Source organism: Burkholderia sp. Bp9015 (genome assembly GCF_003853505.1).
In the GTDB taxonomy this organism is placed as follows: Bacteria; Pseudomonadota; Gammaproteobacteria; order Burkholderiales; family Burkholderiaceae; genus Burkholderia.
Map to the genome: position 1 here is coordinate 133,393 of NZ_QTPZ01000019.1, position 14,726 is coordinate 148,118.

Annotated in this window: 12 protein-coding genes and 1 pseudogene; 12 read left to right on the forward strand and 1 reads right to left on the reverse strand. The window is 66.4% G+C overall.

Annotated features, from left to right (window positions below; translation table 11 throughout):
• The first annotated feature begins 66 nt into the window (after positions 1-66).
• From DIE12_RS21235 to DIE12_RS21275, 9 genes are all read left to right on the forward strand, one after another.
• The gene (locus DIE12_RS21235) at positions 67-372 is read left to right on the forward strand and encodes a hypothetical protein (RefSeq protein ID WP_124523407.1); all 306 of its coding nucleotides are present in this window, start codon (positions 67-69) and stop codon (positions 370-372) included.
• Positions 369-2,150 (forward strand): TolC family protein, encoded by a 1,782-nt coding sequence (locus DIE12_RS21240; protein WP_124523405.1) that lies wholly within the window; start codon positions 369-371, stop codon positions 2,148-2,150. Before DIE12_RS21235 ends, DIE12_RS21240 begins: the two co-directional genes overlap by 4 nt.
• A 1-nt stretch (position 2,151) precedes the next feature.
• Positions 2,152-3,447, forward strand: a complete 1,296-nt coding sequence (locus DIE12_RS21245) for a multicopper oxidase family protein (RefSeq protein ID WP_124487013.1) — start codon at positions 2,152-2,154, stop codon at positions 3,445-3,447.
• Between the two features lie 73 nt (positions 3,448-3,520).
• Complete coding sequence (locus DIE12_RS21250) at positions 3,521-3,868, forward strand: copper-binding protein (protein ID WP_124523403.1); 348 nt, start codon at positions 3,521-3,523, stop codon at positions 3,866-3,868.
• A gap of 14 nt (positions 3,869-3,882) precedes the next feature.
• Positions 3,883-4,263: a copper homeostasis periplasmic binding protein CopC gene (copC, locus tag DIE12_RS21255; RefSeq protein ID WP_124487011.1), complete on the forward strand. Its 381-nt coding sequence runs from the start codon at positions 3,883-3,885 to the stop codon at positions 4,261-4,263.
• Complete coding sequence (locus DIE12_RS21260; RefSeq protein ID WP_124523401.1) at positions 4,260-5,201, forward strand: copper resistance D family protein; 942 nt, start codon at positions 4,260-4,262, stop codon at positions 5,199-5,201. The genes copC and DIE12_RS21260 overlap by 4 nt, the downstream gene beginning before the upstream one ends.
• A 213-nt stretch (positions 5,202-5,414) precedes the next feature.
• Positions 5,415-7,226, forward strand: a complete 1,812-nt coding sequence (locus tag DIE12_RS21265) for an ExeM/NucH family extracellular endonuclease (RefSeq protein WP_124523399.1) — start codon at positions 5,415-5,417, stop codon at positions 7,224-7,226.
• A gap of 837 nt (positions 7,227-8,063) precedes the next feature.
• On the forward strand, positions 8,064-9,914 hold the full coding sequence (locus tag DIE12_RS21270) for a S10 family serine carboxypeptidase-like protein (protein WP_124520790.1): 1,851 nt from the start codon (positions 8,064-8,066) through the stop codon (positions 9,912-9,914).
• Positions 9,915-9,958: 44 nt separating this feature from the next.
• Positions 9,959-10,387 carry a 2-oxoglutarate dehydrogenase gene (locus tag DIE12_RS21275; RefSeq protein ID WP_124520999.1) on the forward strand — a complete coding sequence of 143 codons (429 nt, stop codon included), beginning with the start codon at positions 9,959-9,961 and terminating at the stop codon, positions 10,385-10,387.
• Positions 10,388-10,565: 178 nt separating this feature from the next.
• Here the strand turns inward: DIE12_RS21275 and DIE12_RS21280 are convergent, their stop codons facing one another.
• Positions 10,566-11,570, reverse strand: coding sequence for a helix-turn-helix domain-containing protein (locus tag DIE12_RS21280; protein ID WP_124520788.1), 1,005 nt, complete (start codon positions 11,568-11,570; stop codon positions 10,566-10,568).
• 256 nt (positions 11,571-11,826) lie between these two features.
• Here DIE12_RS21280 and DIE12_RS21285 point away from each other — a divergent pair, with 256 nt between their 5' ends.
• From DIE12_RS21285 to glyA, 3 genes and pseudogenes are all read left to right on the forward strand, one after another.
• Complete coding sequence (locus tag DIE12_RS21285) at positions 11,827-13,074, forward strand: D-arabinono-1,4-lactone oxidase (protein ID WP_124520786.1); 1,248 nt, start codon at positions 11,827-11,829, stop codon at positions 13,072-13,074.
• A 33-nt stretch (positions 13,075-13,107) separates the two neighbouring features.
• Complete coding sequence (locus DIE12_RS21290; protein ID WP_124520784.1) at positions 13,108-13,887, forward strand: SDR family NAD(P)-dependent oxidoreductase; 780 nt, start codon at positions 13,108-13,110, stop codon at positions 13,885-13,887.
• Positions 13,888-14,208: 321 nt separating this feature from the next.
• Positions 14,209-14,726 (forward strand): annotated as a pseudogene (gene glyA, locus DIE12_RS21295) (serine hydroxymethyltransferase); the annotation flags it as partial.

Consider the following 14,726-nt stretch of genomic DNA (forward strand, 5'->3'; position numbering starts at 1 on the left):
CGCGATCCACAAACGGTGCCGGCGAACGCACGACGTCCGCCGCACGACTCACGACGAGAAACATCCATGCGATTGATCATTGCGGCGCTGCTTGGCGCGGCGAGCCTCGTGCCGTCGCTCGCGCCCGCGCAAACCGCCTTTTCCGATCCGGCCGATGCAGCCGCGTCGGTGCCGGACGTCACGACGGCGTCCGCGTTCGACGGCTACGTGCCGTATCGCGACGACGCCGGCCCCGGCTGGAAGCAATTGAACCGGGACGTGATGGAGCGGCCCGTGAAGGCCCCCACGAAGGGACCCGCGACCGGACACGCGAAGCCCGGAAACCCGGCGGGCGGCGCAGCCCATTCGACGCACGGAGGGGCCGGGCAATGACGCGATTTGCGATTTCACCGCGAATCGGCGCGACCGTGCTCGCGCTGGCATTTCTCGCCGGCTGCACGACGTTTTCGAAGGACGGCGGCTTCGACGCCGTGTCGTCCGCCGCATCCGAGCGGATCGGGAAAGACGCGGTCATCGTCAGGACCGACGCCGACCGCGAAGCCGTCGACCAGCGGACGAAGGAATTGCTCGCGAAACTGCTGTCGATGGACGACGCGGTGCAGCTTGCACTGCTGAACAACCGGGGCCTGCAGGCGTCATACGCGGAACTCGGGCTGTCGGAGGCCGACCTCGTGCAGGCAGGCCGGCTGCCGAACCCGCGCTTCTCGTTCAGCCGCACGCGGGCCGGCGACGGTGAACTGAGTCTCGGCCGTACGTTCTCGGCCAACGTGTTCGCGCTGCTGACGCTGCCGCTCGCGACGAACATCGAACGCCGCCGCTTCGAGCAGACCAAGCTCGAAACCGCCGACGCGATGCTGAAGGTCGCGGCCGACGCGCGCCGTGCGTATGTCGAAGCCGTCGCGGCCGAACAGGCCGCGAATTATGCGCAACAGGTCCGCGACGCCGCGAGCGCGGCCGCCGAACTCGCGCAGCGCATGCGGCAGGCCGGCAATTCCAGCCGGCTCGACTACGCACGCGAACAGGCGTTCCATGCGGACGCGGTCGCGCAGCAGGCGAAGGCGCAGCAGCAGGCCGTGGCCGCGCGCGAGAAGCTCACGCGCGCGATGGGGTTGTGGGGCGAGCGCACGCGGTACGCGCTGCCCGAGCGCTTGCCCGACCTGCCGAACGCACGCCCCGATCTGCCCGATCTCGAACGCTACGCGATGCACAACCGCCTCGACATCCAGGCCGCGAAGCTGCGGACGCAGGGCGTCGCGTCGTCGCTCGGGCTCAGCAAGGCGACACGCTTCGTCAACGCGGTCGATCTCGGCTACGTGAACAACTACGAGACCGACAAGGGGCACGAGCACGGCTACGAGATCAGCGTGGAGATTCCGCTGTTCGACTGGGGCGGCGCGAAGGTCGCGCGGGCCGAGGCCGTCTACATGCAGTCGGCGAACCGGCTCGCGCAGACGGCCATCGACGCGCGCTCGGAAGTGCGCGAATCGTATGCGGCATACACGACGCGCTACGACGTCGCGAAGCACTATCGCGACGAAGTCGTGCCGCTGCGCAGGACGATCTCGGACGAGTTGCTGCTGCGTTACAACGGGATGCTCGCGAGCGTGTTCGAGCTGCTGGCCGATGCGCGCGAGCAGGTTGGCGCTGTGAACGGCTACATCGATGCGCTGAAGGACTACTGGCTCGCCGAAACCGATCTGCAGGCGGCCGTCGGCGGCCGGCTGCCGACTGGGCAGACAACGCAGGCGCAGCCGACGCAGGCAACGCAGGCGACGCAGGCAACGCAGGCAACGCAGGCAACGCAGGCAACGCAGGCAACGCAGGCGACGCAGGCGACGCAGGCAACGCAGGCAACGCAGGCAACGCAGGCGACGCAGGCAACGCAGCCGACGCAGGCAACGCAGGCGACGCAGGCGACGCAGGCGACGCAGGCGACGCAGGCAACGCAGCCAGCACAGCCAGCACAGCCAACACAGCCAACACAGCCAACACAGCCAACACAGCCAACACAGCCAACACAGCCAACACAGCCAACACAGCCAACGCCACGCGCGGACGCTCCCGCCGCATCCACGCCCGACGCTGCGTCGCGGCCGGCTTCTTCACCCGTGGCGCAACCAGCGCCCGCAACGCATCCGGAAGGTCATTGACATGGTGTCCCGTCGACAATTTCTCAGCGGCTCGGGTGCCGCGCTGCTCGGTGCGGCGATGGTCAGCAAGGCCGGCGCGGCATCGCTGCCCGAAGCGCCCACGATGGCGAAGGCCGGCACGCAGCCGCCGCTCGTGCCGCCCAACGGCCGCCCGTACACGCCCGTCGCGACGCTGAACGGCTGGACGCTGCCATGGCGCATGAAGAACGGCTGGAAGGAGTTCCACCTGACGGCCGAACCCGTCGTGCGCGAGATGGCGCCAGGGATGAACGCGAACCTGTGGGGCTACAACGGCCAGTCGCCGGGCCCGACGATCGAGGCCGTCGAAGGCGACAAGGTCCGCATCTTCGTGACGAACCGCTTGCCCGAGCACACGACGATCCACTGGCACGGGCTGCGGCTGCCCAACGGCATGGACGGCGTCGGCGGCCTTACGCAGCCGCATATCCCGCCCGGCAAGACCTTCGTCTACGAGTTCCAGCTGGAGGCGCACGGCACGTTCATGTATCACCCGCACGCCGACGAGATGGTGCAGATGGCGATGGGGATGATGGGCATGTTCATCGTGCATCCGAAGGATCGCGCGACGATGCCGGTCGATCGCGACTTCGTCTTTCTGCTCGCCGCGTACGACATCGATCCGGGCAGCTACACGCCGCGCGTGAACGAGATGACGGACTTCAACATGTGGACGTTCAACTCGCGCGTGTTTCCGGGCATCGACCCGCTGCCGGTGCGGGCGGGCGATCGCGTGCGGATTCGTTTCGGCAACCTGACGATGACGAACCATCCGATCCACCTGCACGGCTACAGCTTCGAGGTGGCCGGCACCGACGGCGGCTGGATTCCCCCGGCGGCGCGCTGGCCGGAGGTGACGGCCGACGTCGCGGTCGGCCAGATGCGCGCGATCGAGTTCACCGCCGATCGTCCGGGCGACTGGGCGTTCCATTGCCACAAGTCGCATCACACGATGAACGCGATGGGTCACCAGGTGCCGAACCTGATCGGCGTGCCGCAGAAGGATCTCGCGCAGAAGATCGGCAAGCTCGTGCCCGACTACATGGCGATGGGCAGCACCGGCGGCGCGATGGGCGGCATGGAGATGCCGCTGCCCGACAACACGCTGCCGATGATGACGGGCACCGGCCCGTTCGGGCCGCTGGAGATGGGCGGCATGTTCACGGTCTGCAAGGTGCGGCAGGGGCTCGGCCGCAACGACTATCGCGATCCGGGCTGGTTCCGGCATCCGAAGGGCACCGTCGCGTACGAATACACCGGCGAATTGCCGGACGGTTGAGCGGCAGGCCGCATGCGGCGGCCGCGACGATGCGGCCGCCGGTTTTCGTTTCATTCACTCAGGAGCACGCACGATGAAGAAGGGACTGATTTCGATTGCAACGGGTTGCATGCTGGTGTTTTCCGCCGCGTCGTACGCGGCCGGCGACATGGCCGGCATGGACATGAGCGGCGGCGCGATGCAGGGCGCCGACGCGAAGCGCGGGATGTCGCACGGCGAGATCCGCAAGATCGATGCGGGCACCGGCAAGCTGACGATCAAGCACGGTCCGCTGGATAACCTCGGGATGGATGCGATGACGATGGTGTTCAAGGTCAAGGATCCGGCGATGCTGTCGCAGGTGAAGGTGGGCGACAAGGTCGAGTTCGTCGCCGAGGACGTGAGCGGCGCGCTGACCGTCGTCGAGCTGAAGAAACCGTGATGACGGGGATGACCATGAAGATCATCACTCTCGGGCGGCTGGCCGCCCTCGCCGCGGCCGGCGCGATCGCCGCCGCCGTGCCGGCCGCGGCATTCGCGCACGGCAAGCTGGAAAGCGCCGCGCCGGCGACGGGCAGCACGGTCGATACCGCGCCCGACACGTTGCGGCTGGCGTTCAACGAAGATCTCGAACAGGCGTTCAGCTCGGTGAAGGTGTCGGACGCGAGCGGCAACGCCGTCGCGCACGAAAAGGCGAAAGTCGATGCGTCGAACCCGCGCGTGATGACCGTCGCGATCCCGAAGCTCGCGCCCGGCGCGTACACGGTGCAGTGGGTGGCGATGACCGCCGACGCGCATCGCACCAAGGGTACCTATACGTTCAGGGTGAAGGGGTGAACGAGGGCTTCGTCGGCCTCCTGAGGCTCCTGTCGGTGGCGATCCAGAACACCGGATTCGCCGTCGTCGTCGGCGCGCTGCTCGGCAGCCACTGGCTCGCGCGCGGCGAGTCGGCGTGGCAGCACGGCATCGCGCGGCGTCTCGTCGCGACGCTGCGCATCGCGTCCGCCGTGTCGCTGCTCGCGAGCATCACCGCATTCTGGGCGCACTGCGCGCTGATGAGCGACGTGTCGATGCCGGACGCCGGGCCGGCTGTCCGCTCGATGCTCGCCGGCACCGGCTTCGGCCACGCGTGGCTGGCCGGTGCGGTGTTCACGGCGGTCGTCGTGCTTCTGTCATTGCTTCGGGATGCGAACGACACGCGCTTTCCGTTCGCGATGTGGGCCGCGCTCGCGGGCATCGCACTCTCGCGCAGCAACGGCGGGCATCCGGTCGACGCGGGGCTGTTCAGCGTGCCGGTGTGGGTCGACTGGCTGCATCTGCTGGCGATCAGCGCGTGGGTCGGGCTCGTGTTCGTGACTGCGTTCGGCGTGATGCCGCGTCTTGCCGGCATGCCCGCGAGCGAACGCGCGACCGGCGCTTCGTTCGTGCAGTCGCTGTCCGATGCGTCGACGTATGCGTTGATCGTGCTGTTCGCGACCGGCGCGTACAACGGCTGGCGCGGTGTCGATACGCCAGCGAACCTGCTTGCGTCGACATACGGACAGATCCTGCTGTTCAAGCTCGCGCTCGTGCTGATCGCGGCGGCGCTCGGCGGGCACAACCGGTTCTTCGAGATGCCGAAGCTGCTGGCGGCGCTGAAGGACCCGGACGCTGCGACGCCGGCCGGCCTGTTGCGCCGGTTCGGCGCGGTGCTGCGGATCGAGGCGGTCGTGCTGGCCGGCGTGCTGATGGTGGCTGCCGTGCTCGTGTCGAGCGCGTTGCCGGGGACGGTTTAGCTCCACGGTTGGCGGGGCGAAGCCGGCATCGGGAAATCGTCGCAACAGGGGACGGGATTCGTCAGGCGATTTCCCGCTTTTCGACCGCGGGCGCGCGGTCGATCGCCATCGCGCAGCGGTGTCGAATATTACGTTCATCTGTCTTCCGGTTACTAACAACTGTCATCGAGCGCCGCTAAGCTTTCGCTATCCTCACAACCGGGATTCCCCGTCATGCGCTCGACAATCCGCCTGTTTGCCCCGCTATTGCTGCTTCCCACGCTTGCCGCACCGGTCTTCGCCGCCACTGCCGCCCCCGTCAGCCCGAACTGCGGCGGCAGCACGACGCCGATCGCCGACATCCAGGGGCCGGGCGCGCCGTCGCCGCTCGCCGGGCAGAACGTGTCGATCGAAGCGGTCGTCACCGCCGATTTCGGCGGCACGGACGGCTTCGGCGGCTTCTTCGTCCAGCAGGCCGACGCGCAGCGCCGCAACCAGCCGGGCGTGTCCGAAGGGCTGTTCGTCTATGCGCCGAAAGCGCGCGCGAAGGCCGGCGATCTCGTGCACGTGAGCGGCAAGGTCGAGGAAAAATACGGGCAGACGCAGCTGACGCTGTCGGGCGCGATCGCGGTGTGCGCGAACGGCCAGACGGTCACGCCCGCGACGCTCACGCTGCCGGTCGACAACCCGAACGCGTTCGCCGCGTACGAAGGGATGCGCGTGCGCCTGCCGCAGACGCTCACCGTCACCGACAACTACGAGCTCGGCCGCTACGGCAGCGTGATGCTGAGCAACGGCCGCCTGCACACGCCGACGAGCGTGGTGCCGCCGTCGCAGGCGCAGACGCAGATCGATGCGAACGCACGCAACCGGCTGATCCTCGACGACGGCTCGAACAAGCAGAACCCGGCGACCGTGCCTTACCCGGCGCCCGAACTGTCGGCCGCCAACACGCTGCGCTCGGGCTACACCGTGCGCGACGTCGAAGGCGTGCTCGAGGTGCGTTATGGCGCATGGCGCGTGCAGCCGCTGCCCGGCGCGGCCGCGCCGGCGTTCGACACGCGTTCGAACCCGCGCGCCAACGCCCCGGCGCGCGATCCGAAATCGAACCTGCGCGTCGCGTCGTTCAACGTCCTCAACTACTTCAACGGCAACGGTCTCGGCGGCGGCTTCGACGATCCGAACAACCGCGGCGCGAAGAGCTACCCGGAATTCCAGCGCCAGGAAGCGAAGATCGTCAGCGCGCTGAAGGCGCTCGACGCCGACGTGATCGGCCTGATGGAAATCCAGAACAACGGTTACGGCGAACTGAGCGCGGTGCGCCAGCTCGCGGCGAAGCTCGGCAGCCACTGGCGCGTGGTCGACCCGGGCACGTCGCGCCTCGGCGGCGACGCCATCGCGGTCGCGATGATCTACGACAGCCGCACGGTCGAACCCGTCGGCCGCGCGTCGACGCTCGCGATCGACGACAAGAACCGCCAGCCGCTCGCGCAGTCGTTCCGCCGGATCGGCGGCAAGCAGGCGCTGACGATCGCGGTCAACCATCTGAAGTCGAAGAACTGCCCGGACGCGGCGAACGACGATCTCGACCAGGGCGACGGCCAGGGCTGCTGGAACCCGACGCGCACGCGCGCGGCCGCGAAGCTGGCCGACTGGCTCGCCGGCACGCCGACGGGCGTCGCGGGGCAGGGCACGCTGCTGATCGGCGACTTCAACAGCTACACGTACGAAGACCCGATCCGCCTGCTCGAATCGCGCGGCTACCGCAACCTCGTGTCGCGCTGGATCGGCGCCAATGCGTACAGCTACGTGTACAACGGCGAAGCCGGCTACCTCGATCACGCGCTCGCGTCGCTGCCGCTCGCATCGCACGTGAAGGCCGTGCACGAATGGCACATCAACGCGGACGAGCCGCTCGCGCTGCAGTACACGCTCGCGTACAAGTCGGCCGAGCAGCAGAAGACCTTCTACGCGCCGGATGCGTATCGTTCGTCGGACCACGATCCGGTGCTGATCGATATCGCGCTGCCGGGCGGCGGGCGCTGATCTCCTCCACGTCGAACCTCTGAAGTACGGCGTGCGGCGCTGCCGCACGTCGTCGCGTGAGTCGGCGGCGGCGCGCAAACCACGCGCTGTCGCTCGCTCACCGGCCTCTCTCTCCTCCACGCATCACGTGCCCGATTCGCGATCGCCGCAATCCGATCCGGAACGCGTGGCGCGAATGATCGCTTCATCGTTGCGAATACCCGCGTATTACGCATCAATGCCGTTCAGTGCATCCGATGGTTTGATTCCGATATCGGGTAAATAATTCCTCAGTGCGTCGTGCAAACAGTCGGAATCGGTATTTTGTGGATGATATCGGGCTTTATTCAACGATTCGCTCTAATCGGATTCGAATAATTAAAATGAAAGAAAAGTCCTGTCGATTTGAAGGGCTTTTGCGCGCGATTCCAATACTCGCCAAGTGCTACGAGATCTGCGAAAAACGAACGGCATTTCAGGAAAAATGATTCACGCAACGTGTCCAGTTAGAACAATCGTTTTTCTTTCAAATACCAGACACTGACCGCCGTTCGCATCATAAGAGATTTTTTAATATCGGAATGATCTTTGACAACACGGCGCAGCACCGCCTATTTTTGTCATGTCGTAAATATTGGTAATACGATAAGTCGTCGAAACTGCCAGGGGGCGGCGTTCCTGCATCATTCTCCGCCAGCAGTTTGCTGTGTCTGTATCAAGTTCAGTCTCTCGAAGAAGTCCATTCCCCAACCGCCGTCTGCCGACCGTGCAACGCGAGTGGCGGGTATGCCTGCGCGTTTTTCGCCGGCGATGGCGGCCTGTGTGAAGCGGTATCCGACCCAACACAAGGATCGAGGCATGAAACCAGACAGGAGCATTACCGGCAGCCGCCGCGCACGTCGCGGCCGGCTGGCCGGGCTAGGCGCATTGACCGTCGTGACCATGGTGCTCGCGGGCTGCGGCGGCGACGATTCGTCGTCGGTCGGCGCATCGAGCCTCGCGCAGGCCACCGCCAGCCAGCCGGCCGGCGCGCAACAGGCGGCCGGCAGCCAGACGCCGGCGGCGAACCAGCCTTACGTCGACCCCGTCGCCTATTCGATGAACGCGACCGACGGCCTCGCGGCCGCGCAGGTCTCGGAGAAGGCGGCGGTGATGCATTACCAGTGGCAATCCGGCGGCACGACGGTCAGCTACACGACGACCACCGGCCACCTGACCGCGCAGGACGCGAACGGCAACGCGGAAGCGTCGATGTCGTACGTCGCGTACACGGTGCCGAGCACGAACGGCAAGCCGCGCCCCGTCACGTTCGTCTACAACGGCGGCCCGGGCTCGTCGTCGATCTGGCTGCGGCTCGGCTCGTTCGCGCCGACGCGCGTCGCCACGCCCGATCCGCTGTTCGGCAGCAACTGGCCGAACTATCCGCTCGTCGACAACGCGGAAAGCCTGATCGACACGACCGACCTCGTGTTCATCGACCCGCCGGGCACCGGGCTGTCGGAAGCCGTGCTGCCGAACACCAACCAGAAGTACTGGGGTTCGGATGCGGACGTCAACATCATGCGCGACTTCATCCAGCGCTACCTGAACGTCAACAACCGCGGCACGTCGCCGATCTACCTGTACGGCGAATCGTACGGCACGCCGCGTACCGACATGCTCGCGCTGGCGCTCGAATCGGCCGGCGTGCACCTGACGGGGATCGTGCTGCAGTCTGCAATCCTGAACTACTTCGCCGATGCGGTGGAAGCGGTCGCGATCACGCAGTCGACCGAAGGGCTGCTGCTCGAGACCGATACCGTGGCCGGCTACCTGCCCGGCTATGCGGCGGTCGCGGCGTACTTCAACCAGGTATCGCCGGCGCCGGTAAATCCCTATCTGTATGCGCTGCAGACCGAGTTGTTCACGACGCTGATCTACAACCAGCTGCAGCAGTACTCGCAGTCGTGGGTGCTGAGCCAGCTCGGCATTCCGGACGCGCTCGGCACGCCGGTGTTCCCGAGCGATGCGACGCTGACGCTGTGGTCGTTGCCGTCGAGCCTCACGCAGCACGCGCTGCGCGACTACTTCAACGCGAATCCGTTCGGCACGAACCTGGTGCCCCGCACGACGATCGGCCGCTACGACGGACGCGTGTCGTTGCCGAACGCCGACCCGCGGCTGCAAACGGACGGCGATCCGTCGGACATCCTGATCTCGCAGCCGTTCACCAACGCGCTCGCGACGCAGATGCCCGACTACCTCGGCTACACCGCGCCGAACGCGACCTACCTGCCGCTGAACGACAACATCATCCAGGTGTGGGACTTCTCGCATGACGGCCAGCCGATGCCCGACACGATCCCCGATCTGCTCGGCGCGCTGCAGCTCAATCCGAAGCTCCGGGTGCTCGCGGAGAACGGCCTCCACGACCTGGCGACGCCGTTCTTCAACACCGAGAAGCAACTCGCGCGGCTGCAGACGGTGAAGGGGCTGAACCCGAAGCTGCAGGTGAACTTCTTCCAGGGCGGGCACATGACGTATCTGGATGACGTGGCCCGTCCGCAGATGAAGCGCGACCTGAAGCTCTTCTATCAGGGCCGGCGGATTCCGACCGCGCTGACGCTGCACACGCTGCCGCCGCCGTGGCCGGACGAGAACCCGGCCGGCACGCCGACCGGCGCCTCGCCGGGCGCGACCACCGCGACGACGCTGGCAGCGGCACCGTAAACAACGGACTCCTTGCGAAAAGGAACCCTCTATTCATCCATCGAATGCGAGTGATCATGTCCCTAATCAACTTGATGCGACGCATGTCCCCGTTGGTCGTCCTCGGTGCCTTGATGAGCAGCGCCCACGCATTGCCGCCGCAGGCGGTGGCGCCGGTGAAGCTGCCGCGCGGCGGGCACGGCGTCGACGGCCCGTTCTTTCCTTCGACCCGCGTGGCACCGGTATTGCCGTCGACCGGCGCGACGCTGCAGCAGCAGGCGCAGAAGCGCGTCGATGCCCGGCTCGGCGGCAACACGGTGCTGAGCAACGGCGCGGCGGTGACGAAAGCGCAGGCGCAGAGCGGCGGGCTCGGGTTCGTCGCGAAGCACTTCGACGAGATCGATGCGAAACACACCGGTCGCGTGACGATGAGCGACGTGCGGCAGTTCATCCAGCAGCGACAGGTGCAGGCGCAGCAGGAACAGCAGGAGTGACGGTGTAGAGAGGTCGCGCGCGGGAGGGCAGCCGGTGCCGATGGGGGCCGGCCGCTCGACTGCGGCGGCGGCCTGCTTTCAACCTGCCGCGGCGCACGTTCGGCCGCGGCTTTCTTCATCGAAGTTCGGTTCACGCGCGGGCAACGCGAAGCCGCGTCATGCTTCACGCGATCGACGCTCAGCCTTCCCGGTGCGCGTAGCGCCTCGCCGTCGCCGACGGCAACTCGCCGAACATCGCGCGGTAGTCCTGCGCAAAACTGCTCAGGTGCCAGAAGCCCCACTTCGTCGCGGCCGACGTCACGGACCCGCCGAGCCGCAGCTCGCGGCGAACGTGATTCAGCCGGACCGCGCGCAGGTACGCGATCGGATTCAGGTTGAGCGTGTCGTTGAACGCGTACTGCGCGGTACGCCGGCTGATGCCGAGCTGCACGCACAGTTCGGCGATCGACAGCGGGCACGTGGACGCATCCTGCAGCCGCGCCTGCACCGCGTTGACGAGCGACCAGTACTTCGTCGGCCGCGTCGCGAGGGCGTTCGCATCCGGCGCGGGCATCGTCATCGCCTCTGAAATCGCATACAGCACGGTCCGTTCGAGCAATTCGATCCGCGCCTGCGTCGTCACGTCCTCGATCGGCGTGCTCTTCGCGGCCGCGGCCATCGTGTGGCGCAGCAGGTCGCGCAGGCGGTCCGCGACCTGGGGCGTCATCGGGATCAGCGGCGCGAAGGTGCGCGCGCGCAGCGACGCGGCGAGCGTGCGCATCGCCTCCGTCGACAGCTTGTCGGGCTCGATCTCGACGTTCACGAGCACGTGCCGGTCGGGCGAATAGAACTCGAACACCGGCTGGCTGGAGAACACATGGAGGCTGTCGCGCCCGCTCTTCTCGCCGCACATGCGCGCATGGCCTTCGAGTTCCAGCGGCACGGCCACCGCGATGCGGTCCGACGGCACCGCGCCCTGCTGCAGGATCACCTTGTCGAGGTCTTCGACCAGGAGCCGGATGCCGCCGAGCGACACGATGGAGGACGAACCATGAAACCGGCCGCCCGAGATCTGCGTGTAGTTGAGATGCCAGCCGTCGAAGATCCGCGCCTGTTCCTCCACGTCGGTGAACGCGCAGAACGCCACCGCGCGTGCGAACGGCGGGGCGCCGGAAAAATCGCTCGGATCGGCGGACGGCGTCATCGGAGTCGGGAAGGGGCGGGCCGGATCGACGCATTGTAGCCGCTGCGCGCGCCGGTCAAAAACCCCGGCGGCCCGATTCCCGGAGAAAACCCTCGCTTGCCGAAATCCGATAGTGAAAAGCCGGCCGGCGCAATACCTTTGGCATGAACGGAACACAACGCATCGCGCCGGCGCCGGAAGCATCCCGCTTCGTTGCCGGACGAACCGAACACGGCTGCCGGCGCGGGTCCGGCGGCACTTTTCTGGAGAGACGTCGATGGAGCTTCCACGTGGCGGGTTCTGGCGGAACTGGGTCGGCAATCAGTCTTGCGTCGCCGCGCACATGGCGTCGCCGACCAGCGAGGCGGAAATCGCCGAACTGGTGCAGGCCGCGACGCGCCAGGGCAAGAACGTCCGATGCTCGGGATCGGGACATTCGTTCACGCCGATCGTCGCGACGAGCGGCCTGCTGCTGTCGCTGAAGGACTACCAGGGCATCGTCGCGGTCGACGAGCGACGCAAGCGCGTCACGGTGAAGGCCGGCACGCGGATCAATGCGGTGACGCGTCATCTGAAGGACATCGGCTTCTCGCTCGTCAACCAGGGCGACATCGATTCCCAGGCGATTGCCGGTGCGCTCGCAACCGGCACGCACGGCACGGGGACGACGCTGGGCAACCTGTCGTCGCAGGTGGTCGGGATGCGGATCGTTCGCCCCGACGGCTCGATCATGGAAGTGAGCGACCGGCAGGACCTCGATCTGCTGCACGCGACCCAGGTGAACCTCGGCCTGTTCGGCGTGGTGTCGGAGCTGACGCTGCAGGTGACCGACGCGTTCTGGCTGCACGACCGCGTGTGGCGCGAGGACTTCGAGGCGCTGATGGAACAGTACGACGACCTCGCGGCGAAGCATCGCCATTTCGGGTTCTTCTGGTGCCCGACGTCCGAAAGCCGTCACCTGTACTGCCTGCCCGATACCACGAAGGTGTCGAATTCGAAGAAGGACTACGACGTGTGCGAGATCAAGGTGATGGACATCACCGACGAGCGCACGTTCTACGAAGGCGAGCACGAGAAGATCGCGTACAGCTCCGAGGTCTACGCGATTCATTACGTCGCGAACTTCCACGAGCTCGAATACGCGGTGCCCGCCGAACACGGCAAGGAGGCGCTGCGCCGCGTGCGCGAGCTGATCCTCACGAAGCATCGCGACTGCATCTTCCCGGTCGAGTACCGCTTCACGAAGGGCGATCCGGCATGGATCAGCCCGTTCAATCATCAGGACAGCGTGACGATTTCGTGCTCGGGCGGTCCGAACGGCGTCGACTACTGGCCGTTCCTGAAGGACGTCGACGACATCCTGCGCGACTACGGCTCGCGTCCGCACTGGGGCAAGCTGCACTTCACGAACCGCGACGACGTGGACCGCTGGTTCCCGAAGGCCGAGGCGTTCCGCGAACTGCGCCGCAGCGTGGACCCTGAAGGCTATTTCCTCAACGATCATCTTCGGACGCTGTTCAGCTGAGCGGTCCGAACGAACCAGACTGGAGAACGACTCATGAATGTCAAGATCGACGGGCGCCTGGCGGGCAAGGTCGCGATCGTGAGCGGCGGCGCGGGCGGGTGCGGCGCCGCCGCGTCGGAACTGTTCGCCGCGCAGGGGGCGAAGGTGGCGATCATCGACCGCGACGGCGACGCGGCCGACACGCTCGCGTCGCGGCTGCGCGATGCCGGCTTGCAGGCGATCGGCCTCGGCGCCGACGTGTCGAAGCAGTCGGACGTGCGGAACGCAGTCGATGCGGCCTGCAAGCAGTTCGGCAACGCGGACATCCTGTTCAATCACGCGGGCACGCTGATCGTCAAACCGTTCCTCGACATCGAGGAGTCGGAATGGGACTGGCTGATGGGCGTGAACGTGAAGAGCATGTTCCTGATGACGCAGGCGGTGCTGCCGCAGATGCTGGAAAAAGGGCGCGGCAGCATCGTCTGCACGTCGTCGATCTCGGCCGTTTGCGCGACGCCCGGCGAAGTGCTGTATGACGCGACCAAGGGGGCATGCCACATGTTCGCGCGCGCGATCGCCGTCGAATACCGCGATCGCGGCATCCGCTGCAATGCGCTCGCGCCCGGGTTCATCCGCACGCCGCACGGGATGCGCGAACTGAGGGATCTGCAGGCGATGGGCGTGGACGCGACCGAAGCGGCTATCGCAGTGCAGCAAGGCCGGCTGTGCGAGCCGTCGGAAGTGGCCGCGGCCGCACTGTTCCTGGCGTCGGACGAATCGAGCTTCGTCAACGGCACCCATCTGTTCGTCGACAACTGTTTCTCCGCCGTTTAGGCCCCGATATTCGCGGGAAGCCGAAGGGAAGGCGCGAGCTCCCCCAGGAACGGCAGGTTCTGTCGAAGGTTCCGCAGCGATGCGGACCTTCGATTTTTTTTGCCGGTTCGCCGCGCGATGTGTCCTAGCGGATTGTCGTAATCCTTCTATCTGAACGAATTTGCGTCTGCTGGAATGGCAATGCCGAATCACCGTTCAGCCGGCGTCGCGGGGCGGCATGGTTGTCGACGTCATCGAGCGCCGGTCCGGCGCTCGACTTCGCGGGTCCGGGCAAGTCCGGCCTACCAGGGTCAATCCATCACTCTCTTTTGATCAATCATCATGTTCAATCGCACTACCAGCACCGTCGCCAACGTCGATCCGGAACTCTGGACTGCCATTCAGGACGAGAACCGCCGCCAGGAAGACCACATCGAGCTGATCGCGTCGGAAAACTACACGAGCCCGGCCGTGATGGCCGCACAGGGTTCGCAGCTCACGAACAAGTACGCGGAAGGTTATCCGGGCAAGCGCTACTACGGCGGCTGTGAGTACGTCGACGTGGTCGAGCAGCTGGCGATCGACCGCGTGAAGCAGCTGTTCGGCGCGGAGGCCGCGAACGTGCAGCCGAACTCGGGTTCGCAGGCGAACCAGGGCGTGTTCTTCGCGATGCTCAAGCCGCGCGACACGATCATGGGGCTGAGCCTCGCGCACGGCGGCCACCTGACGCACGGCTCGCCGGTGAACATGTCGGGCAAGTGGTTCAACGTCGTCAGCTACGGCCTGAACGAACAGGAAGACATCGACTACGACGCGGCCGAGAAGCTGGCAAACGAGCACAAGCCGAAGCTGATCGTCGC

What these genes read in the sequence shown, in the direction of transcription:
- DIE12_RS21270 (WP_124520790.1), top strand. Translation starts at nt 8,064, where the DNA reads ATGAAACCAGACAGGAGCATTACCGGCAGCCGCCGCGCACGTCGCGGC.
- DIE12_RS21290 (WP_124520784.1), top strand. Translation starts at nt 13,108, where the DNA reads ATGAATGTCAAGATCGACGGGCGCCTGGCGGGCAAGGTCGCGATCGTG.
- DIE12_RS21245 (WP_124487013.1), top strand. Translation starts at nt 2,152, where the DNA reads ATGGTGTCCCGTCGACAATTTCTCAGCGGCTCGGGTGCCGCGCTGCTC.
- DIE12_RS21250 (WP_124523403.1), top strand. Translation starts at nt 3,521, where the DNA reads ATGAAGAAGGGACTGATTTCGATTGCAACGGGTTGCATGCTGGTGTTT.
- DIE12_RS21275 (WP_124520999.1), top strand. Translation starts at nt 9,959, where the DNA reads ATGCGAGTGATCATGTCCCTAATCAACTTGATGCGACGCATGTCCCCG.
- copC (WP_124487011.1), top strand. Translation starts at nt 3,883, where the DNA reads ATGAAGATCATCACTCTCGGGCGGCTGGCCGCCCTCGCCGCGGCCGGC.
- DIE12_RS21235 (WP_124523407.1), top strand. Translation starts at nt 67, where the DNA reads ATGCGATTGATCATTGCGGCGCTGCTTGGCGCGGCGAGCCTCGTGCCG.
- DIE12_RS21280 (WP_124520788.1), bottom strand. Translation starts at nt 11,570, where the DNA reads ATGACGCCGTCCGCCGATCCGAGCGATTTTTCCGGCGCCCCGCCGTTC.
- DIE12_RS21240 (WP_124523405.1), top strand. Translation starts at nt 369, where the DNA reads ATGACGCGATTTGCGATTTCACCGCGAATCGGCGCGACCGTGCTCGCG.
- DIE12_RS21285 (WP_124520786.1), top strand. Translation starts at nt 11,827, where the DNA reads ATGGAGCTTCCACGTGGCGGGTTCTGGCGGAACTGGGTCGGCAATCAG.
- DIE12_RS21265 (WP_124523399.1), top strand. Translation starts at nt 5,415, where the DNA reads ATGCGCTCGACAATCCGCCTGTTTGCCCCGCTATTGCTGCTTCCCACG.